This window comes from Pseudomonas sp. RSB 5.4 (genome assembly GCF_037126175.1).
Lineage (GTDB): Bacteria > Pseudomonadota > Gammaproteobacteria > Pseudomonadales > Pseudomonadaceae > Aquipseudomonas > Aquipseudomonas fluorescens_H.
On record NZ_CP146986.1, the window covers coordinates 3,323,656 to 3,345,870 of the forward strand.

Annotated in this window: 13 protein-coding genes and 2 pseudogenes; 7 read left to right on the forward strand and 8 right to left on the reverse strand. The window is 61.0% G+C overall.

Annotated features, from left to right (window positions below):
• The first annotated feature begins 453 nt into the window (after positions 1 to 453).
• The 3 genes from V9L13_RS14930 (at position 454) to V9L13_RS14940 (ending at position 9,235) form a co-directional block, all read left to right on the forward strand.
• A complete protein-coding gene (locus tag V9L13_RS14930) occupies positions 454 to 912 on the forward strand; it encodes a transposase (RefSeq protein ID WP_338799916.1) in 459 nt (152 codons plus the stop codon).
• Positions 913 to 1,272: 360 nt separating this feature from the next.
• The gene (locus tag V9L13_RS14935; protein ID WP_338799917.1) at positions 1,273 to 4,386 is read left to right on the forward strand and encodes a transglycosylase domain-containing protein; all 3,114 of its coding nucleotides are present in this window, start codon (positions 1,273 to 1,275) and stop codon (positions 4,384 to 4,386) included.
• A gap of 166 nt (positions 4,387 to 4,552) precedes the next feature.
• Complete coding sequence (locus tag V9L13_RS14940; RefSeq protein WP_338799918.1) at positions 4,553 to 9,235, forward strand: DUF6543 domain-containing protein; 4,683 nt, start codon at positions 4,553 to 4,555, stop codon at positions 9,233 to 9,235.
• 48 nt (positions 9,236 to 9,283) lie between these two features.
• Here the strand turns inward: V9L13_RS14940 and V9L13_RS14945 are convergent, their stop codons facing one another.
• From V9L13_RS14945 to V9L13_RS14965, 5 genes are all read right to left on the reverse strand, one after another.
• On the reverse strand, positions 9,284 to 9,775 hold the full coding sequence (locus V9L13_RS14945; RefSeq protein WP_338799919.1) for a CS1 type fimbrial major subunit: 492 nt from the start codon (positions 9,773 to 9,775) through the stop codon (positions 9,284 to 9,286).
• On the reverse strand, positions 9,772 to 10,536 hold the full coding sequence (locus V9L13_RS14950) for a molecular chaperone (RefSeq protein WP_338799920.1): 765 nt from the start codon (positions 10,534 to 10,536) through the stop codon (positions 9,772 to 9,774). Before V9L13_RS14950 ends, V9L13_RS14945 begins: the two co-directional genes overlap by 4 nt.
• Positions 10,537 to 10,595: 59 nt before the next feature.
• Positions 10,596 to 11,852 carry a hypothetical protein gene (locus V9L13_RS14955; protein WP_338799921.1) on the reverse strand — a complete coding sequence of 419 codons (1,257 nt, stop codon included), beginning with the start codon at positions 11,850 to 11,852 and terminating at the stop codon, positions 10,596 to 10,598.
• A gap of 28 nt (positions 11,853 to 11,880) precedes the next feature.
• A complete protein-coding gene (locus V9L13_RS14960) occupies positions 11,881 to 14,403 on the reverse strand; it encodes a CS1-pili formation C-terminal domain-containing protein (RefSeq protein WP_338799922.1) in 2,523 nt (840 codons plus the stop codon).
• A 105-nt stretch (positions 14,404 to 14,508) separates the two neighbouring features.
• Positions 14,509 to 14,985, reverse strand: a complete 477-nt coding sequence (locus V9L13_RS14965; protein WP_338799923.1) for a CS1 type fimbrial major subunit — start codon at positions 14,983 to 14,985, stop codon at positions 14,509 to 14,511.
• A 516-nt stretch (positions 14,986 to 15,501) separates the two neighbouring features.
• Here V9L13_RS14965 and V9L13_RS14970 point away from each other — a divergent pair.
• Positions 15,502 to 16,083: a PadR family transcriptional regulator gene (locus V9L13_RS14970; RefSeq protein ID WP_003227826.1), complete on the forward strand. Its 582-nt coding sequence runs from the start codon at positions 15,502 to 15,504 to the stop codon at positions 16,081 to 16,083.
• The gene (locus tag V9L13_RS14975; protein ID WP_262142214.1) at positions 16,080 to 16,865 is read left to right on the forward strand and encodes a siderophore-interacting protein; all 786 of its coding nucleotides are present in this window, start codon (positions 16,080 to 16,082) and stop codon (positions 16,863 to 16,865) included. The genes V9L13_RS14970 and V9L13_RS14975 overlap by 4 nt, the downstream gene beginning before the upstream one ends.
• A 7-nt stretch (positions 16,866 to 16,872) precedes the next feature.
• On the opposite strand, the pseudogene V9L13_RS14980 reads toward V9L13_RS14975, so the two are convergent.
• From V9L13_RS14980 to V9L13_RS14990, 3 genes and pseudogenes are all read right to left on the reverse strand, one after another.
• Positions 16,873 to 16,962 (reverse strand): annotated as a pseudogene (locus tag V9L13_RS14980) (metal ABC transporter ATP-binding protein); the annotation flags it as partial.
• Positions 16,963 to 16,971: 9 nt separating this feature from the next.
• Positions 16,972 to 17,611: pseudogene (locus V9L13_RS14985) on the reverse strand (Pr6Pr family membrane protein).
• A gap of 1 nt (position 17,612) precedes the next feature.
• On the reverse strand, positions 17,613 to 17,843 hold the full coding sequence (locus V9L13_RS14990) for a VF530 family protein (RefSeq protein ID WP_003227831.1): 231 nt from the start codon (positions 17,841 to 17,843) through the stop codon (positions 17,613 to 17,615).
• Positions 17,844 to 18,143: 300 nt separating this feature from the next.
• Between V9L13_RS14990 and V9L13_RS14995 the strand changes: the two genes are divergently transcribed.
• Together V9L13_RS14995 and V9L13_RS15000 are read left to right on the forward strand one after the other, a co-directional pair.
• Entirely contained in the window at positions 18,144 to 19,505 is a 1,362-nt protein-coding gene (locus V9L13_RS14995; protein WP_338799924.1) for a carbohydrate porin, read from the forward strand.
• A 225-nt stretch (positions 19,506 to 19,730) separates the two neighbouring features.
• A complete protein-coding gene (locus V9L13_RS15000) occupies positions 19,731 to 22,142 on the forward strand; it encodes a glucose/quinate/shikimate family membrane-bound PQQ-dependent dehydrogenase (RefSeq protein ID WP_338799925.1) in 2,412 nt (803 codons plus the stop codon).
• Positions 22,143 to 22,215: the final 73 nt, after the last annotated feature.

Here is a 22,215-nt window from a genome sequence, read left to right on the forward strand (position 1 = left end):
GGAACTCTCGGCGCAAAGCCGGTTTACGGAGAGGCATTAACTGCTTTACGTAGGAATAGTCGCCACCAAAAAGGCCGGCGAGTATTGCACAGCGTTGGTGCATCGTCATGTCCCTGGGTGGGGGGTATTGATGATTAAACAGCTCTAAACCGGCACTCTTTAATTCATATGGCCCTGTGAGCTGAAAGGTTTTTGTGGTGAGGGGATTTATCTGTGGCGAGGGGATTTATCCCCGATGGCCTGCGCAGCAGGCCCAAGCTCTTCAAATGCGGTCACCCCTGGTCAGGGCCGCTTCACGCCCCATCGGGGCGGTGCGACGTTTCGCTGAATCCCCTCGCCACAGTCAACCCCATCTACTCGCCCCGTCCGAAAATTCCTACGGCATTTACAGATCCCACTCAAGTAATCCGCCACTAGCCTTCAGACCTTGATCACTGAACGCAAGGAGCGAACATGCCAGTCAAACCAAATACCTACCGTCTTCGTTTAGGCCGAAATTCCGAAACAGGCCGAGCCTATTTCGTCACTTCAGTTGTGTATGACCGCCAGCCGGTATTTTCCGACTGGCGCACAGGCCGTTTATTGGTCGCAGAACTTCGTCACGCCCATGAGCAAGGTCGGGCGGAATCCATTGCCTGGGTGGTCATGCCCGATCACTTTCACTGGTTGATGCAGTTGAACAGCGGCAGTCTTGGCGCTGTTGTTGGCGCAGTTAAGGCACGTTGCACCCAAGCTGTTAACAGGGAAACCGGTCGTCGCGGCCGATTGTGGCAAACCGGTTTCCACGACCGGGCAATTCGCGATGGCGAAGACTTGAAACCGTTCGCCCGTTACATCATCGCCAATCCGCTACGGGCAGGTTTGGTGGAGCGGATAGGCGACTACCCGCTTTGGGACGCCTGTTGGCTCTAAGTTCGTTACCGAAGCCCGATCATGGTAATTATCTCTGGTAAGGGGATTTATCTGTGGTGAGGAGATTTGAATGTGGTGAGGGGATTTATCCCCGATGGCCTGCGCAGCAGGCCCAAGCTCTTCAAATGCGGTGCCCCTGGGTCAGGGGCCGCTTCGCGCCCCATCGGGGATAAATCCCCTCGCCACAGATAAATCCCATCACCACAGATAAATACCCTCAGCACAGATAACCTCCACTCAAAACAGCCACCGACTTCAGTTTTGTTCAGATGGCTTCCCCGCACTTTTTTTTCCCCATCACCAACCACCGTCTAAGCTTCAGTCAAGTCCGATCAATCTGCGTGAATGGATCAATCGACTATGGGCGCTTTGTGGCAAACCGATTCGAGTAAAGCCGTGGTTCCGACTGAACGTGTGGATGAAGCGCCTATCCCCCCAAAAAAACGCCGCAACCGGCATGGCTGGAAGGCGTTCTGGTTATTGCTGCTGATTATCGCGGTTGTGGTGGGTCTGGCCGCGAACAAGGAAATGCGCACCTCGCGCTTTCAGTCCAGGGAGCTGAGCCAATACGCCGCCTCGCTCAAATATCAGCTGGAACCCGGCCCCAGCGAAGCGATCCGCTATCCGGGCAACGGGCCGTTCGATCTGCGTCTGGGCTACAGCTCCCTCGATGAATTCCTGCCGCGCCTGCTCAAGCGCGACTATGTGATCACCGAGCAAACACGGTTTTCTCCGGCGCTGCTCAGCTACACCGACAAGGGCCTGTTCGTGCCCTATTCGGAAAAGATCCAGGCCGGGCTGTCGATCACCGATTGCCGCGCTGCGCCGTTGTATCAGTACAAGTACCCGCAGCAGCTGTATTCGAGTTTCGCGGCGATTCCGCCGGTGGTGGTCAGCAGTTTGCTGTTCATCGAAAACCGCTTTCTGCTCGACCCCAAACAACCGCTGGCCAACCCGGCGGTGGACTGGCCGCGTTTCGGCATGGCCGCGTGGTCTCAGGTAGCGAAGTTGCTGCACCTGCCGGGGCAATCGGCGGGTGGCAGTACCTTGGCGACACAGCTGGAAAAGTACCGGCACTCGCCCGATGGCCTGACGGTGTCTGGCGCCGAGAAGATCCGCCAGATGATCTCCGCCAGCGTGCGCGCCTATCAACCCGGCCCCGAAACCCTCGGCGCACGGCAGAACATCATCCGCGACTACCTCAACAGCGTGCCGCTCTCCGCCGTGCCGGGGCATGGTGAGGTACACGGCATGGCCGAAGGTTTGCGGGTCTGGTACGGCAGCGATTTCAACAAGGCCAATGAACAATTGAACAGCCCGGCCACCGATCCGAAAACCATGGCCGACAAAGGTCTGGCCCTGCGCGAAATGCTCTCGCTGATGATCGCCCAGCGCCGTCCTTCGCATTACCTGACCAAGGGCCGTGAAGAACTCGCCGACCTCACCGACAGCCACTTGCGCCTGCTCAAACAGAACGGCGTGATCGACAGCGCGCTGGCCGATGCCGCGCTGGCGAGCAAGGTCACTTACCGCGACTGGCAGACCCAGCCGACCCTTCAGCCGATCGAAACCAACAAGGGCATCAGCGTCGCTCGCAGCCGTCTGGCAACGATGCTCAATCGCCCACTGTACGACCTCGATCGCCTCGACCTGTCGGCCACCAGCACCTTGCAGGGCGATCTGCAGACCCAGGCCACCGAGTACCTGAAAAAACTCGCCGAACCCGCGTTTGCCGGGCAGATCGGTTTGATCGGCGAACGCCTGCTCACCCCCACCAGCACCACCCAGGTGCGCTACAGCTTCACCCTGTTCGAGCTGACCCCGGACGGCTCGCGAGTGCGCGTGCAGACCGACAGCACCGACCAGCCGTTCGACATCAACGAAGGCAGCAAACTGGAGCTCGGCTCGACGGCGAAGATGCGCGTGCTCACCACGTACCTGCAGATCATCTCCGAGCTGCACGACAAGTACGGCGCCATGACGGTGCCGGAGCTGAAGAAAGTCGAGGTGCCGGATCAGGACCGCCTCAGCCAGTGGGTGATCGACTACCTGATCCAGAACAAGGACCACGATCTGTCGAAAATGCTCGGCGCCGCGCTCGACCGCAAATATTCGGCCAGCCCCGGCGAGGCGTTCTTCACCGGAGGCGGCCTGCATGTGTTCCACAACTTTCGCAAGGAAGACAACGGCCGCATGCCGACCCTGCGCGATGCCCTGCGCGAGTCGATCAACCTGCCGTTCATTCGCCTGATGCGTGACGTGGTGCGCTATGTCACCTACTCCGGCCCCAACAGCAGCGCGGAGTTGCTCAAGGATGACCGCGATCCGCGCCGTCAGGAATACCTGGCCAGTTTCGCCGACCGCGAAGGCACCTCGTTCCTGCTCAAGTTCTGGAAGAAGTACAAGAACAAGGACACCCCGGCGCGCCTCGATACGTTCCTCGACAGCATGCGCCCGACGCCGATCCGCATGGCCGCCGTGCACCGTTATCTGCTGCCCAACGCCAGTCAGGAAGATTTCAACAGCTTCGTGCGTTCGCACCTCAAGGGCGCCAAGCTCACCGAAAAACTCACCGATGACCGCCTCATCCGACTGTATGACGCCTATGGCCCGGGCACATACGATCTGCCGGATCAAGGCTTCATCGCCAAGGTTCACCCACTCGATCTGTGGCTGATGGGCTACCTGCTGAACCACCCGGACGCCACCTTCAGCGAGATCGTCAAGGCCAGTCAGTTCGAGCGTCAGGAGGTCTACAGCTGGTTGTTCAAGAGCAAGCACAAGGGCGCCCGCGACAGTCGCATTCGCACCATGCTCGAGATCGAAGCGTTCCTGGAAATTCACCAGCGCTGGCAGAAAGTCGGCTATCCGTTCGACCATCTGGTGCCGTCGCTGGCCACCGCCATTGGTAGCTCTGGCGACCGCCCTGCTGCGCTGGCCGAGCTGATCGGCACCATCCTCAACGACGGCGTACGCATGCCGAGCCTGCGCATCGACAGCCTGCACTTTGCCGCCGGCACCCCCTATGAGACACGCCTGACCAACGACCCGCACGTGGGCAAACGGGTGATGCCATCGGAGGTTGCCACGGCGATGCGCGAGGCATTGTCGCAAGTGGTGGACTCGGGCACGGCGAAACGGGTGTCCGGCAGTTTCAAAACCGCCGACGGCACCCCACTGGTCATGGGTGGCAAGACCGGCACCGGCGACAACCGCATCGAAGCCATCGGCTCCGGCGGTCGCATCCTCAGTTCGAAGTCGATCAACCGTACCGCGACCTTCGTGTTCTACATCGGCAATAACCACTTCGGCACGCTGACTGCGTTCGTCCCCGGGCGCTCGGCGGAGAACTTCAAGTTCACCTCGGCGCTACCGGTACAGGTGCTCAAGGGCATGGCGCCGATCCTCTCGCCGTACCTGCAACCGGGCACGCACACGATGTGTCAGGCGCCGGAGATCACCGCCGCCCGATAAGCCACGAAAGCGCTGTGACGGGGTGGTAACTGTGTATTTTTCGCTCCGTGTTTTTCGAAGGCTCCGTGCGCAACCCCGGCGATTACAACCGGGTATTTGCGCTTTTTTCACCCACTGTCCTTGCCTAGGCTGATCGCTCCATTTTTTGATCAAGGACGATCCAGCAATGCCCACCCTTTCCCCGCAGGGGCAACCGCCACGCACAGCGCACCTCGTCTCACCGGATGTCAGTGTTCATTATCAAACGATCGAAAAAGCCATTCCGGCCTGGCTGCGCGCAAGCTCAGCAAAGCGGGTCAATGAATTGCAGCTGCACCGACTGAAGCTGACGGCCTGGTATCAAGAGGTGTCGGACGCCGAACATCTGCGTCTGCAACAGCAGATGCAAAATGCCTGGAAGGCGCAAAACCAAGTGGACAAGGCGTTGAGCAGTCTGCAAGACGTCTACGCCTTCGCCAAACCGTTATTACAGCAGGCGCTGCAACAGCGTTTCGGCGTCGAAGACGACGTCGAGAACACCTGGCTGCGCCTGTACGCCCCCGTCAACAGCGCATGGTGGGCCCATGACTTTGCCGGTGCTACCACCAGCCGGACCGTCTCGCTGCTCGACGCTGCCCTGCATAATTTCTCCCGCGATGAAGCGTTCAGCCCGGCCTCGGAGTTCATCACCCGCCCCGATGCCAACGGCCACTTCACGGTCAGGTCGCTCAAGCAAAAACTGAGTATCGAGCAGTTCAAGTCACTGTGCCGCGAGCTGAATATCGGCGCCCGATACGAGCAGCATCTGAACGAGTTTCTGCGCTCGGGCAACCGTGTCGCCCGCCAGGTTTTGCAGTACCGGATCATCTTCAGCCAGAAAAGTACATTGAGCGTCTGTGCCCAGCTGGCCTTGGCGAAAAAGGACATTGACCGCGACGCCTACGAGGTCATCCAGGGCATGCTCGATGATCGGCGCAACCTGCGCTGGCGCGGGCGTGCCATCAACTACTACAACCTCACCATGATGGATACGGCGCTGACCGGTATCACCCTCATCGCCCCTGACGTGGACACCGCCAATGCCCCGGTCCCGGTGATTGCCTATGTGCCCCATGACCCGGAACATCCGCTCAGACAATACGCCTCGGCGCTGGACTTCATGGCGGAACTGACGCGGCAACTGCGCGACCGCGACGCTGCCGGCAGCTATCAGCGGTTTTTCAGCCAGTTCGTCAACCATCAGCAACGCGGGCATTTTTTTGCAGGCTTGAACGCCCGCCTGAGTACCGTGGAATGGCACGCCGTACCGCCGGGAACCAACCTGCCCAGTTGGCGCGAAACGCCTGTGGATCACCCCGACCTGCGATTTCGCCTGACAAAAGTCCAGGACGACCGCGATACCCGTTACACCGGCAGTCTCTGGGCTTACTTCCATCAGCAGAAGCTCAACAAGATTTTCAATGACGCCCGGGAGATCGCCATTTCCACCGAGTATGCCGATCGCATGGCCCGCTGGGCCTGGTGGGACAACCTGGGGAAAATCCTCTCGGATATCTTCAACGTGGCGCTGCTGGTGGTGACCCCGCTGGTGCCGGGGCTCGGCGAATTGATGCTGGCCTACACCACGTATCAACTGCTCGACGGGGTCTTTGAAGGCATCGTCGACATGGCCGAGGGGCACCTGGCCGAAGCGGGTGAGCAAGCCATCGGCGTGCTGCAAAGCATTGTCCAGCTCGGTGCCTTCGCCGCTGGCGCCAGCCTTGGACGTGTCGCACGGGTCAAGCTGTCGTCGTTTGTCGAAAGCCTGAAACCGGTGCAGTTGGCCGATGGTCAGACCCGCCTGTGGAACCCGGATCTGGCGCCCTATCGTCTGCCGGAACAGACCCTGCCGAACCCGGCCCGCCCCGATGCGCAAGGCGTTCATACGCTGGGGGACAAACAATTGCTGCGCCTGGATCAACACGTCTTCGAGGTGACCAAGGATCCGCTTTCCGGGAAACACCGCCTGCGCCATCCGCGACGTCCCCGGGCCTACTCGCCCACACTTGTGCACAACGCCGACGGGGCCTGGGTCTGTGAAACGGAAAACCCGCGTCTGTGGGACGGGCGAAAACTGCTGCGGCGCATCGGTCATCGCACCGATGGTTTCAGCGATGCGCAACTGGAGCACCTGCGCCTGCTGACCGGCACCGACGAGGACATGCTGCGCCGCATGCATGTCGACAACACCCCGCCGCCGCCATTGCTCAGCGACACGCTGGATCGTCTCGGCCCGGCGCGTCCGGTGCAGCCCGACGCGCCACTGTCGTCGGCGGCCAGCCAGGTGCTGGTGGATTGTCCACAGTTGACGCCGGTTCTCGCCGAACGGGTGGTCACCCATGCCCGACCGCTGGAACAGCAGCAAGCCACGACGCAACGCCGTTTGCCCTTGCGTTTGCGCACGACCGCCCGCGAGGTGCAGTTTGAATTGCAGTCCGTGCGCGCTGCCCAGGGTCTGCAGCAGGAAGCCCTGAGCAACATCGACAGCGAACGGCTGATCCTCGGCGCGCTGCGGCATTACAGCGATACCTTCGGGGCGCTGCGCATTGAAATCCGTGAAGGCACGTTCGACGGCGAGTTGCGTTGCGAGGCCGGTGCGGCGGTCGCCGAGCGCGTCCGGGTGTTGGTGCGGGTCGCTGCCGACCGCTATCAGGTGCGCGATGGCGCGAACCTGCCGATCCACCCCGCCAGTGGTTTGTACGAGGCAATCCTGCAGGCGACCAATCACGATGGCCGCAGTGCCCTGGGGTATCGAACCGACGACATCGAACCGTTCAAGCAATGGATCATCGCCAGAACCCAGGCCCCCAGCGAGCGGCGCACGCTACTTGCCAGCCCGCCGATCCGTCCGGTCGCTGAATACAACACCCTGTTTCTGGTACGCGGCCCGGGTCTGAGCCGCAATGCCGCCACGCTGGAGCAACGCATCCAGGATCTGCATCCGCATTTCAGCCCGCGCGAGGTCGAAGCGTTTGCCAATGCCCTGACCGAACGCGGCGAGCCGCTCAAGGCCATCGAGGAGCACGAAAACGAACTCGATGAGCTGCGGGTCATCGTCCATCGCTGGCGCTATCAGCAACCGCAGACCTGGGGGCCGGGCAGTCAGGGATTCCGTGACGGTGGCGGGCTGCATATTTATGAAAGGCTGCTGGACTGTTTCGAACGCAAGAACGAATACCTGGGCAACCGCGCCGATCCGTCGGCCTATGCGCTGGATCTGTCGCGGGAACTGCTGTCCACGGATCTGGAAACCTGGTGGGCGAAACGGCCGCCGCTGAAGAAGTTTCTCGACAAGGTCACGCTGCTCAATCTCGACAACGCGCGGTTCGCCCCCGACACCAACGGCCTGCTCAAGGACTTTCCGAACGTGGTCGAGCTGAGTGCCAGATACTGCGAGCTGACGCGCTTGCCGGACCGCATCGGGAGCACGATGCGCCGCCTCGAACGTCTGCGTCTGAACAACAACCACATTGTGCTGGACCGCGACGCCGTCGAACGGCTGGGCAGTCTGACCTACCTCGAAGTGCTGAGAATGGACGACAACCCGCTGGGGCTTTCGCCTGATCTGTCGCGCATGCCGCGCCTGAAGGTGGTGGCGCTGAAGAACACCGGGCTGACCACCTGGCCGGACGGCATTCTGGCCAAGCCACGGCCACGCGGTTTGCTGCTCGACTTGCGCGGCAACCCGCTGACCGTGATCCCCGACGTGCCGAGCGGTTCCGATGCGCAATGGCTGGTGGCGCGCACGCGCCTGGACGTCGCCGCGCTGTCGGACCTCAACCAGTTGCGCTACCAGGACAGTCGCCGTTCGATGGCACTGCCACCGGAGCCGATCATGCCTGTCGCCACCCCGAGCACCTCGATCATCTCCAACTATGGCGCCGACTACTGGTCCGACGTGCCGGGCTGGGGCATTGATCGCGAAACTCCATGGACAGAGCTGGTGGAAGACCCCATGGCCGCACCGTTCATGGCGACTTTGCTCAGCGTACGTGGATTTGCCGATTTCCGCGCCGGCGGAACGGCGCGCGAGCAGTTGATGCAACGCGTCTGGCGCATGCTCGACGCCGTGCATGTCGACAGCCGCTTGCGCGAAAAACTGTTCACCATGGTGGTGGCACCGGTGGATTGCGCCGATGCCGGTGCGCAGCTGTTCAACCACATGGGGGTGAACGTGCTGGCCTACGAGGCCCATGCCTATTCGGTCGAGCCGAAGGAACTGGAACTGAAACTGGTGACGCTGGCCAAAGGCGCAGCGCGGCTGGAACAGGTCAACGAAATCGCCCGGGCCGATGTTGCCAGCCGTGGCGGCAACCCCGATGACGTGGAGGTCTATCTGGCCTACCAGACCGGCCTGGCCAAACGTCTCGGCTTGCCCTGGCAGTCCGAAGGCATGCTGTACCGACCGGTGTCCGGCGTCACCGACCCGATGATCGATCAGGCCTACGAAACGGTACTGGCGCTGGGAGAAGGCGATGGCCTGGTCAACCAGATGCTCGAACTCGACTTCTGGAAAGAGTACCTGAGCGAGCGCTATCCCGTGCGCCTGGAAAGCAACAAGCGCCTGTTCCAGCGCCGCTACGAAGCCCTTGAGTCGCTGCGCGAGGTCCAGCGCCAGTGGACGCAATCGGCGGTGGCCGAGGAGCGCGCGGCCCTGCGCGAACAGCTCAAGACGTTGATGAACGAGCTGCCGGTGCCAGCGACCGTGGTGTTCAATGACCAGCCGATCAACGACACGCTGTTCGACCGGTTGCTGATCGACCTTGCGGATGACGAAAAGGAACTGGCGCGGCGCCTGACCCGTGAAGCACTGGCTCGCGCCGGGCTTTGACAACGGCGTGACGGCCTGCCCGTTGCACATCGGGCAGGCCGGGCAACTTCAGGGCGCCGCCGCGTTAAAGATCAGGTGCACGTTGCCGTAGTAACTCCCCGGCTTGTAGCCGCCGGCGGGCGTGATCGGCTGGATCTCCAGCAGGTAACGCCCGCCGGCCCTGGCCTGCTCCGCCGAGACCACCTGACGCGGCGTCTCGTGAGTCAGTACGGTATCGGCGAAGCTGACGCGCAGATAAATGTTCTGCTCGTCGCGGCCATTGGATAGAAACGCTGCGCTCTCCAGCCGGGCCTCGATGGCACTGGTGTCGTGCCTGAGGTCGAAGTGTTTGCGCAATCCGCCAAGGCTCTTGGTGCTGATATTCCACGGCAGAATCTGCGCACGATGAATCCAGTCCGTTTCGGCCGGAATCACATAAAACCCCAGCGTCGGAATATCCACCGACACCTCGAATCGGTGCTCTTCGCGTGCCGCAAACGATTGAGCACTGAACAGGGTCAGAATGCCCGCGCACAGGGTCATCAACGATGGCTTGATCATCTCAGATCACCCCGTGATGAGAGGCCGGCTACGCGCAGGGACTTCTTGCTGTCGCCCTCCACCAGATTGAAGCGGTATTCGCGTCCGGCCTGCTTGTCGAACTCGAAACTGTTGCCTGCGCGGATGTGGTGTTTGGTGGTCGGCTCACAAGCGGTTTCGTCCTTTAGCGCACAATTGCGAAACTCATCGATCAGCACCACGGTGTTGCCGTTATTACGCACTCGATACGTCGCCGGGGTGTCTTCGATCACGCTGTCGAAACGGCTGTTTTTCGGGCGCACGAAGAACACCGTACCGAAACCGGTCATGACGTTGACCCCGGCCGACAAGGTGGTTTTGTATTGCTCACGCTCCTCGGCGGACACGGCAAATTCGTCTTCCTTTTCCGGAACAACGGGGATGAACCGCACGCGGAAATAGCGCTCCCGGTCACGCTCGCCCATCATCAACAGACGCGTACCCTGCATGCCGTTGGCCGGCACGATCAGCCGCGCGGGGCTGGCCATCAGGCCGTCTCGGCTGCTCATGTCGGCCTGGCTCCTGACCTCGATTTCCCGCGAGGTGCCGTCGGCGTCGTAGATGATTTCGAGAATGTTGACCTTGACGAATGCCGTGCTGTCGCCGCTGTTGAATACCCGTTTCAGGTACGTGCTCTTGTCGCCGTCGAGGTAGTCGTAGACCGTCCCGACATTGATCTGCGGGCCGGCCTGCAGGGCAAAGGGCAGCCCGCACAAAACCATTGATAACACCAGACGCTTCATCACCTTGCTTCCTTGGTCGTTGAACACAATGCCGACTCGACTCATCGCTGAACGGCCCATCAGATATCCGAATCCCAGACCACCACGACAATGCCGGAATAACTGTCGCTCACCCCGGGCTGCAGCATGCTGGCCATCGAATGTGGAGGCACCTCGAAATGCAGGGTTCCCGGGGCTCGATCCACATAGAACCCCGGCTTGAAATACAGGGCACTGCCGGCGCCGGCCTTCAATGGCATGCGCCGCACCGGCTGGCCGGCCAGATCGGTTATGCCATTGGGCATGCTGACGCTGACGTGCAGCTCGACTCGATGGCGCCCCGAACTGTCCTGCAATCCGCATTCGCCATTGAATCCGGGGCCGCAATTGATCAGCATCTTGAAACGTGAAGACGCCGAGATATTGAAGGTCTGGTCACGGAACAGACCCACCGGCCGCCGGCCGGCCTGCAGCCAGCTCTGCCAGCCGCCGACGGGAACCAGGCGGACTTTCTCGCCACCGGGTGGGATGTCGACCTTGAGGGTGTGCTGTACATTCAGATTGAAATTCAAGGTCAGAGACGAACTCGACGGCAACATCACATCGCCAAAATCGAAATCCGCATTGGGCCCGACGCTGTAGGTCAGCGAACCGCTGTAGTCCCCCGACGACATCCCAAGCGGGTCGGGGGTGACCAGTTCATAGGCAAAATCGAGATATTCCAGACGCAACCACGGCACATCGAACTTCGCCTGTTTGGTGCAGGCAGCGGCCGCTGGAGTTTTCCAGAAAAACGAGTATGCATTGGGGGAGTACCAACCCACACCACTGTACTGACAGGGCGCCGGAGCATAGACCCAACTTTGTCCCCACAACAGGTTGTGGGCGATGCGATCGTCTTCGGCGCCCTCCACCAGTTTCATCACATTCTCGGTCACATAGCGCGAACCGATACCGACGATCCGCACCTTGACGATTTTTGGCTCGTGGGTGGTCTCGTGATAGACCGTCAGCTCACGCCACTGCACGGGTACCTGAAACGTTGCCCCTTGCCGCGGCGAAGGGTGATTCGCCGCAATCGGCGCACGGGCGTTGAACTGGATCGGCACCTGCAAGCTGAATATCTCGTTCTGCTCGCACTGCGCCGGGTCGTAGGTGCAGTAACCACTGGAGGGCGTAGTGTTCTGGAACTTGTTGCGGTGCGGGTAAGACGAGTCCGGTTTGAACTCGGCGGTGATCGACACCTGTTCGGCGTGAGCCGCAGATAGCGTGCCAGCGATCAGCACAACAACGGCCAGCCCGCAACGCAGGTATGTAGCCAAGGGTGAGACATTCATGTCTGCAAATCTCCTGAAGCAGGCCGCATCAACCCGCGGTGTGGGCCTTTTGGGTGACGTCGGCCAACGTGTCCGGCGAGCAGCGCAAATCGCCGATCATCAGCACGTTGTTTTCGCTACGGTGTTGGTCGGGGTCGAGCCGGAACTGGCACAGCAGTTGATCGGCGTAGCGCACTTCGAGGGTCGGTGAGCCGGCGTGCATTTCCATCGAGAAAAACCCGTCGACTTCGCTGACTCCACGGCTGGCGTGATTGATCACGTGATGGCCCTTGAGCGGCTGGCCCTGCGGGTCGAGCAGGCGTCCGAGTACGGTGACGGTTTTCATCACCCGCACCTTGTGGTACGCCACGCCGCCCTTGTTCAGGTGATAGCGGGTACGGGACGGTTCGATGCTGGCGGCCGGAACGTGATTGCCTTCGAAATCGAAAGCCACCGAGCTGTTTTTGTACGCAGTCAGCGCAATGAAATTGCGCCCCGGCCGCAGCGCTGAACTGCCGCCGCTGAGGTCGTCGGCGCGCAGGGCGATGTCGGCGATATCCGACTCGACATCAACGATCATCCCGGCACCACGGCCCTGATGCTGGCTGGTCATGACCAATCGCTGCCCGCCGACGATCACGCTGCTGTCGAGGTTCACGCCACCGGTGAAGTTGCCGTTGTAGGACGAGCGCTGCAGGAAGCCGTCGCCATTGACCCAATCGGTACGGAAGGTGGCCAGGCTCGCCAGGCCGACGCCATAGGTGTCGGTCAGCGCCGTGACGGAAACGCTTTGCAGAATGTGATCCTGAAGATCCTTGCGATAGCCGATCGAGCCATTGTTGTCGCGCCCGCCATCGCGGGCGGTGCGGCTGCCGATGCTCCCGGAAATCTGCTGGCCCGGCCCGCCCAGCGCCATGTTGATGCTCAGGTCGATCCCGCGATTACGCGCCTCGCCACTGCTGTAGCTGCCCGGCCGGTCGAACAGCGACAAGCGCCAGTTGGCATCGCTGCCAAACAGCTCGGTGCGCTGCGTCCAGCCCAGGTCCATGCCAACGCCGTCGACATTGCCTTCGCTGTGCGAGACCCGTGCGCTCAACGAATTCTTGCGGCTGAGGCGATGGTTGAGGGCCAGCGACGAGTTGCTGGTTTCGCCGGTGAACACATTGCGTTGGCGTACGCGAGTGCCGTCGGGCAGCGTGTCGTAAGTGTTGCGGGTGTCGAGCCAGCTGCGGTTGTGGCTGACCACCAGGCTGCCGGCGCCATAGTTGTATAGGCCCTGCACATCGGCGCCGGTGCCGTGGTCTTCGGTCTGGTAGAGATTGGCGAAGAGGCTGATGCTGTCGGCCAGGCTCCAGTCGATCGAGGTGCCGTACTGCAAGGTGTCGCGCACCTGACGTGCCGACAGGCCGAGGATCACGCGCGGGTGCAGCAGGTAGTTGAGCGCGGCGCCGGCAGTAAGATCACCGCTCTGCTGTTCCTCCCAGTTGCTCAGCAGTTTGCTTTCCTGCCCGGCGAACAGGTTGTAGCGCCAGCGCTGGTCGAGGTTTTGCCAGTTCACCGGTTTGTAGACCAGCTCCTGAGTGGTCGCGGTGGTCTGGCCATCCTCAATCAGGCGCACTTCGACTTCGTAGATACCACCGGGCAAGGGCCGGGTGTCCAGCGTCTGTAAACCGGCCGGCACCGCTTGCGTGTTGATCAACAGGCCATCGCGATAGATCTCCACCGACGCCTGGCGATTGGCCGTGACGAAAATCGGGTAGACGCTGGGCCGCGGGCTGTCGACCGCCAGGCTGTCGGAGCTGCCATACATCACGCCCACCGCCGTGTCCGGGCTGGTGCCGAACGACCGGGGCTGGCGGGTCAGGCCTTCGGAATTGGGGGTGAAATAGCCCAGGCGGAAAAAACTGCCTTGCAGTTCGCGCTGGGTGTAAAGCTCGTGTACCGCATGATAGGTCTTGGTGTCCGGTCCGCCGAGGCGCGCCAGTTGCATATTGAAGGACTGGCTCCAGTTGCCGAGACTGGCACTGGCTTCCAGACCGAAACGTCCGCCCAGATCCTGGTTCTGGCCGCCATTGAGGTTCAGCTGATTGCGCAGCATCAGACCGCTGCTGCCACCTTCGGGCTGCTCATGGAAGCGTTGCGTCTGCAGATCGCGCTCGGCGTTTTCGGTGGCGATCGAGAGCAGTGAATTTTCCAGGTTGTAATGCACCGCCAGCAGTTGCTCGGGGCATTGCCCGCTGCAGTTGCCAAGCGCTACGCCGGATTTGAGGATACTGGCCCAGGTTTCACGCTCGGCGGCACTGATACGGCTGTCACTGGTGTCGGTGAAGTCGAGCAGGGTAATGCGATCATCGCGCGACAATACAATCATTGCCTCGCCCAGCGGTTGTTGATCAAGTTCGACACGAACCGCCAAAGGCACATCAAAGAAATGCTCTTCAAAGTCCGCCGGAAGACCTTTCGCCTGAGCCAGCAAACTTCGCGGGGTGTTATCGACTGGAGGCGGCGCCGCCAGTACGCTGCTGCTCAAAAGCAACGCAAGCGCAGCCGCGATGGGCGTCATCGGATACATGAATTAATACTCTGATTACCGGAAGTAAAAGCCCGGCCGGGCAACTTCGAAGTTGCCGGCCGGTTACGTTACTGGACAAGTAACGTCAGGTATTGCCGTTATGACTCAAACCGAAGGTTCGACGACCAGCATGACCACACCGGTGTAGTCGCCAGCGGCCGGTTTGGCGCCGGTAGCGCTGATCTTGAAGGGCGCGCGATAACGCGTATTGGACTCGGTATCGCCCACGACTTCCTGCGAAGTGGTGGTCAGCGTCTTGCCGTTGAGTTCGACTTTCAGGTCGATGGTATTGTTACCGCCAATCAGCTTCGGCACCCCTTCCAGACGTGCATTAACTTTGCCGGCAGTGTGCAGCACGTCAAAGTGCCCGTTGACTTCGCGCATCGAATTGGTGCCCGGGTTAAAGCTCATGTCCTGATCCTTGTTGACCAGATCGGCATCCACCGGCACCGCATAGAAGTCGTCAGCCGGTACGTGCGCCACGATACTGATGGAGTGTTTGGCTTCAGTGGCGGCAAACGCCATCGAGGCGCTCATGGCCAGGACAGTCAGAGGGGCGGCAAAGGCGAGTTTCTTGAGCATCATTGAATACCTGTCTTATATAAATTAGTTGAGTCGTCGAGCAGTCAAGGCGAACAGAACAGTCACGAGCAGTCAGTGCTCACCGTTAACTTTCAACGCCGAAGAATGTTCAACCAATTTATCTTTAAAGTAAGCAGGCAACGTCCTGCGACCTTGTAGCCTGGACGCCATTAGATGAGAAAGAAAAAACCGTGAAATCCAGGAAAGTTCCTGTGCAACTGTAAGAAGCAGGCTACATCGCGCCAGCCGAATGACTGCACGCGCCACAACTTATTAGCAACTTCCGTAAGACATGTACCACACTTTCCCGGAAATAAAGGGCGAAACGGAATATTAGAGAACAAGCACTAATCTGCGCCTTTGCCGGGAGATTTAATACTGCGATTTCTTGATCGTTTTCCGGTTTTTTGCGAGCGCCGATTCGATCGGTCAGGTGTGCACCGTTGGTCAGGACACCTTGCCAGCGCGCAAAGATATATCTTAAGTTGTATCTAAACACGACGAGAGAGCAGGAAAATGAGAGACCATCATTCCCCCCATCATCACCGCGAACACGGCGACGGCCGTGACGGCTTCGAAAAACGCCCCGGCCGTGAACGCGGCGGGCGCGGCCCACGGGTCTTCGCCCCCGGTGATCTGAAATTGCTGCTGCTGGCGCTGATCGCCGAGCAGCCCTGCCATGGCTATGACCTGATCCGCCAGATCGAAGGCATGTTCGACGGCGCTTACAGCCCCAGCCCCGGCGTGATCTACCCGACCCTGACGTTCCTCGAAGAAAGCGACCTGATCAGCGGCGACGCCGAGGCCGGCAAAAAACGCTACAGCGTGACCGACGCCGGTCGTTTGTCTTTAAGCGAGCAAGCGGTGGCGCTGGACGGCGTGCGCATGCGCATCGACGTCAGCAAGCGTTCACTGCGCGGCCATGACCGGCCGCCGGAAATCCACGAGGCGGTGCACAACCTGCGCCACGCCTTGCAGCTGCACCACGGACGCTGGAGCGCGGAAGAAATCCAACGGGTTGCCGCGCTGCTCAACGACACCGCCAAAGCCATCGTCGACGGCCCTGCCGTTCAATTTGCCCCGGAGAAAGCCGAATGACTGCAGTCGATACGCAAACCATTCACCGCGTGATGCACGAAATCAAACGTCGCAAACTCGAAGTGCTGCGCGTGGTCGACCTGACCCCGCGCATGCGCCGCATCACCCTCGGCGGCCCGGAGCTGGCCGGGTTCATCAGCCTGGGCACCGACGATCACGTCAAACTGCTGTTCCCGCAGAACGCCGAACAAACCGCTGCGCTGGAAACCATGGTGCTCGGCGCCGGCAAGGACAACGGCCCGCTGCCCGAGATGCGCGACTACACCCCGCGCCGCTACGACCTGGAAAAACTCGAGCTGGACATCGACTTCGTCCTGCACGGCGACGGCCCTGCCTCGACCTGGGCTGAACAGGCCAGACCCGGTCAATTCCTGCACATCGGCGGGCCACGCGGTTCGATGATCGTGCCGGACATCTTCGACAGCTACCTGCTGATCGGCGACGAAACCGCCCTGCCCGCCATCGCCCGCCGCCTCGAAGGTCTGGCGGCGAATCGCAAGGCGCTGGTGGTGATCGAAGTGGAAAACGGTGCCGAGCAACAAGTGCTGGAGAGTGCGGCGCAGGTCAATGTGATCTGGGTGTTGCGCGAGGGCGGCAAGGACAACCTGCTGACCACGGTCAAAGAGCTGCAGGTGCCCAAGGGCAATCTGTATGCGTGGGTGGCGACCGAGACCAAGGTCTCGCGGCAGATCCGTCGGGTGCTGCTGGATGAGCATGGGCTCAATGAACAGTTCGTCAAAGCCGTCGGTTACTGGCGGGCTGAGGGTTCGGCAGAAGAGTGATTTGCCCTTGTGGGAGCGGGCTTGCTCGCGAATGCGGTCGATCATTCAACCATGATGTTGACTGACCTGACGCCTTCGCGAGCAAGCCCGCTCCCACATTGACCTTTTAACTTCGTCCTGACTGCCAGCGGTCGATCCCGATCACCAACAACCCAATCAGCACAAACCCCACCAATATCCCTCCGGCATTGATGAACACCTGTGCATAACCCAGCAGCGCCACATCGATGAACGGATACGCATACGCGCCAAGCAGATGCCCGCGCAGCGAGCGCGTAAACGAAGTACAGCAGCGGATAGATCAGCCACAGCGCCAGGTGCTTCAGGCGCAACGTGCCCTTCGGTACGCAAAACCACCAGTAGCCAAGAAACAGCAACGGCATCACGTCGTGCAGTAATTCATCGGCAATAAACTGCCAGCCTTCGGGGTGCCATAAATGCCGCAGCAAAATGCTGTAGGCCAGCCCCACCACGGCAATGCTCACCGCCACCCCACTGCTGACCCATGGCTGCAGAAACCAGCGTTGCGCAGCGGATTCACGCCGGGTGATCGCGCAGGTCAGCACCGTCGCCACAAGCGTGTTGGTCAACACCGTGAAGTAACTGAAGAAACTCACCAGCCCGCCCAGCAGACTGGCATCGACACTCAGTCGCGCAAGGAAAATCAGGTACAGCTGAATGCTCAATCCGCTCCAGCCGAGGCTGGCGAGGAGCGTGATCAGGCGTCGCCGCGAAACGGCGTTCATCTCAGAGCGGACGCTTGGTGCGCATCAGTTTCACGTACAAGCGCTCGACCTTCTCCCGCGCCCACGGGGTTTTGCGCAGGAACGTCAGGCTCGACTTGATGCTCGGGTCGCTCTTGAAGCAGCGGATATCGATGCGCTCGGCCAACCCCGACCACTCGTAATGCGCCACCAGCGCATTGAGGATCTGTTCAAGGGTTACGCCATGCAGCGGATCGGGAGTGTGGTCGTTCATGCCAGGCCTTTGGACGGAGTGAAAATGCACAAGCCGCGCACCTTAGCCGAGGGGCCGGTCAGGTGGAAGGCCTTGCATCAAATGTAGGCCAACCCGAGAAGATCGCAGCCTGCGACCATCGCCACAATGCGCCCGTTTGCCGCACTGTTACCGAATCCGAAACGCTGCATGTCTGCAAAAGCCCTTTGTCTTTTTGTTACAGATCATTATCCTGCCGCCCTTCAGCTGAATCGCTTCACTGCCTGCGTCAAATTGAAGCGCTCGGTTTACCCCCGTAAAACACCAAAAAAAGACTGACCCATGCCTGATTTTTCCTTCTCCCGAGACAGCGCTATCTCAACCCTGCGCCTGCTCGGCGGCTGCACCGCGCTCGGCTTCGCCACCTACGCCCAGGCGGCTCCCGCCTTCGACAGTGACTCACCGTGGATGCTCGGTGACTGGAACGGCACGCGTACCGAGCTGGCGGAAAAAGGCTACGACTTCAAACTCGACTACACCGGCGAAATGGGCAGCAACCTGCACGGCGGCTACGACCACGATCGCACCGCGCGCTACAGCGATCAGTTCGGTCTGGGCACGCACCTGGACCTGCAAAAAATCCTCGGCTGGAACGACGCCGAATTTCAGCTGACCATCACCAAGCGCAGCGGCAACAACATCAGCAATGACCGGATCAACGACCCACGCGTTGGCGGCTTCACCTCGGCCCAGGAAGTCTGGGGCCGTGGCCAGACCACACGCCTGACGCAGATGTGGTATCAGCAGAAATTCTTCGACCAGAAGCTCGACATCAAGGTCGGCCGCTTCGGCGAAGGCGAAGACTTCAACAGCTTCCCGTGCGACTTCCAGAACCTGGCGTTCTGCGGCTCGCAGGTCGGCAACTGGGTCGGCGGCATCTGGTACAACTGGCCGGTCAGCCAGTGGGCACTGCGGGTCAAATATCACCTGACCCCGGAGCTGTACGCGCAAGTCGGCGCCTACGAGCAGAACCCGTCGAACCTCGATCGCGGCAACGGCTTCAAACTCAGCGGCAGCGGCACCCAGGGCGCCGTGCTGCCGGTGGAACTGGTGTGGACGCCGAAGCTCAACGACCTGCCGGGCGAATACCGTGCCGGTTATTACTACAGCAGCGCCAAGGCCTCTGACGTCTATAAAGACCAGAACGGCCAGCCCGCCGCACTGAGCGGCGAAGCCTATCGGAGCGCGTCGAGCAAGCACGGCGTGTGGTTCGGCGCCCAGCAGCAAATCACCAGCATCGCCAGCGATCACTCGCGCGGCTTGAGCGTGTTCGCCAACGCGACGATGCACGACAAGAAAACCAACGCGATCGACAACTACGTGCAGGCCGGCGTGGTCTACAAAGGCCCGTTCGATGCCCGCGCCAAGGATGACATCGGTTTCGCCCTGGCTCGCGTGCACGTCAACCCGGCCTTCCGCAAGAACGCCGAAGCGAGCAATCAGGCGCACGCCGTCTACGACTATGACGACCCGTCCTTCCTGCCACCGCAGGACACCGAATACAGCGCCGAACTGTATTACGGCGTGCACGTCGCCAACTGGCTGACCGTGCGCCCGAACCTGCAATACATCCGCCATCCGGGCGGCGTGAACGAGGTCGATGACGCACTGATCGCGGGGATCAAGATCCAGTCTTCGTTCTAAAGATTTACGCAAATCCCAAGGTGGGAGCGGGCTTGGTCGCGAAGGCGGCGTGTCAGTCAACACATCAGCCTTCTGACACACCGCTTTTGCGAGCAAGCCCGCCCCCACAGGGGATTTATGAAATTCGTTAGCTAGACAAGTTTTTATCTGAACCATACCTGCGCCCAATCGTCATCTAAAGTGACTAAAGCGCGGGACTAAATAAACGTCACGGAGAATCACACTATGAGCACTGAAAGTGCTTCGAGTCGGGGCCGTCTGTTACCGAGCCTGCTCGGCATTCTGCTTCTACTGATGGGCCTGGCCATGCTGGCCGGGGGAGTCAAGCTGAGCATGCTCGGCGGCTCGCTGTACTACCTGCTGGCCGGTATCGGCATTGCGCTGAGCGGCATTCTGTTGCTGCTGCGTCGTCGCGCAGCGCTGGGCCTGTACGCCATCGTGTTGTTCGCCAGCACGGTCTGGGCCTTGTGGGAAGTCGGTCTGGACTGGTGGCAACTGGTGCCGCGTCTGGCACTGTGGTTTGTCCTCGGCATCGTGATGTTGCTGCCGTGGTTCCGTCGTCCGCTGCTGCTTGCCGGCCCGGCGCCGATGGGCACGGGTGGTCTGAGCGTGGCTGTGGTGCTGGCCGGCGTCACTGCCCTGGCCAGCCTGTTCACCCACCCCGGGGAAACCTTTGGCGAACTGGGCCGCGACACCGCAGACATGACCAGCACCGCGCCCGCCATGCCGGATGGCGAATGGCAGGCTTATGGCCGCACCGAGTTCGGTGACCGCTACTCGCCGCTGAAGCAGATCACCCCGGCCAACGTCGGCAAGCTGAAAGAGGCCTGGCGCATCCAGACCGGCGACCTGCCGACGTCTGATGACCCGGTCGAGCTGACCAACGAAAACACCCCGCTCAAAGTCAACGGCATGATCTATGCGTGCACCGCGCACAGCAAAGTGCTGGCACTGGACCCGGACACCGGCAAGGAAATCTGGCGCTTCGACCCGCAGATCAAAAGCCCGGTGGGCTTCAAGGGCTTCGCCCACATGACCTGCCGTGGCGTGTCGTACTACGACGAAGCCGCTTACGCGAAAGCTGATAACGCCGCCTCGGCCGTTATCTCCGAAGCCGGCAAAGCCGTTGCCCAGGACTGCCCGCGTCGTCTGTACCTGCCTACCGCCGATGCACGCCTGATCGCACTGAACGCCGACACCGGCAAGATCTGCGAAGGCTTCGGCAAAAACGGCGTGGTCGACCTGACCCAAGGCATCGGCCCGTTCACCGCCGGTGGCTACTACTCCACCTCGCCGGCCGCGATTACCCGTGATCTGGTGATCATGGGCGGTCACGTCACCGACAACGAATCGACCAACGAGCCATCGGGCGTGATCCGCGCCTTCGACGTGCACGACGGCCACCTCGTGTGGAACTGGGACAGCGACAAGCCAGACGCCACCGAGCCTCTGGCGCCGGGCGAAATCTACAGCCGTAACTCGGCGAACATGTGGTCGCTGGCCAGCGTCGATGAAAAACTCGGCATGGTTTATCTGCCACTGGGCAACCAGACTCCGGACCAGTGGGGCGCCGACCGCACCCCAGGCGCCGAGAAATTCAGCGCCGGCATCGTCGCGCTGGACCTGGCCACCGGTAAAGTGCGCTGGAACTACCAGTTCACCCACCACGACCTGTGGGACATGGACGTTGGCAGCCAGCCAACCCTGCTCGACATGAAAACCGCCGATGGCGTGAAACCGGCGCTGATCGCCCCGACCAAACAGGGCAGCCTGTACGTCCTCGACCGTCGTGACGGCACGCCAATCATCCCGATCCGCGAAATCCCGGTTCCGCAAGGCGCCGTGAAAGGCGACCACACCGCACCGACCCAGGCCCGTTCGGACCTCAACCTGCTGGCCCCGGAACTGACCGAAAAAGCCATGTGGGGCGCGAGCCCGTTCGATCAGATGCTGTGCCGCATCCAGTTCAAGGAGCTGCGTTACGAAGGCCAATACACGCCTCCGTCGGAGCAAGGCAGCCTGATCTACCCGGGTAACGTCGGCGTGTTCAACTGGGGCGGCGTCTCGGTCGACCCGGTTCGCCAGATGCTGTTCACCAGCCCGAACTACATGGCCTTCGTCTCGAAGATGATCCCGCGCGCCGAAGTGGCCGCCGACAGCAAACGCGAAAGCGAAACCGCCGGTATCCAGCCAAACACTGGCGCGCCATACGCGGTGACCATGCACCCGTTCATGTCGCCCTTCGGCGTACCGTGCCAGGCCCCGGCCTGGGGCTACGTCGCCGGTATCGACCTGACCACCGGCAAAGTCGTGTGGAAACGCAAGAACGGCACCAGCCGCGACAGCTCGCCAATCCCGATCGGCTTCACCCTTGGCGTGCCTAGCATGGGTGGTTCGATGGTGACTGCCGGCGGTGTCGGCTTCCTCAGCGGCACCCTCGACCAGTACCTGCGCGCCTACGACGTGAACACTGGTAAAGAGCTGTGGAAATCGCGCCTGCCTGCCGGCGGCCAAGCGACCCCGATGACCTACACCGGCAAGGACGGCAAGCAATACGTGCTGCTGGTGGTGGGTGGTCACGGTTCGCTGGGCACCAAGATGGGTGACTACGTGATTGCGTACAAACTGCCGGAATAAGTTTTACCGGCAGTAATAGAAAGGCGATGTTCCATGAGGGACATCGCCTTTTTTGTTGCACACAGCTTTTCTG